Source organism: Pseudomonas sp. BJa5 (assembly GCF_030272875.2).
In the GTDB taxonomy this organism is placed as follows: Bacteria; Pseudomonadota; Gammaproteobacteria; order Pseudomonadales; family Pseudomonadaceae; genus Aquipseudomonas.
Map to the genome: position 1 here is coordinate 1 of NZ_JALRNG020000190.1, position 246 is coordinate 246.

General features: G+C 64.2%; 1 pseudogene. It reads right to left on the reverse strand.

What is annotated here, in order from left to right:
• Positions 1-246: pseudogene (locus M2D63_RS25975) on the reverse strand (sulfate ABC transporter permease subunit CysT); the annotation flags it as partial.

Genomic DNA, 246 nt, shown 5'->3' on the forward strand with positions numbered 1-246 from the left:
GAACTGGCCGACCAGGCCGGCCGGCGCATACAGCGCGGTCAGGGCGATACCGGCCACCGCTGTGGGCAGGGCGAACGGCAGGTCGATCATCGCCTCGATGATCTTGCGTCCGGGGAAGGTGTAGCGCACAAGCACCCAGGCCAGCAGGGTGCCGATGATGCCGTTGATGATGGCGGCTAAGAGGGCATTACAGAAACTCAGCTTGAGCGCGGCAAGTACCCGCGGTGCACTGATGATGGCCCAGAA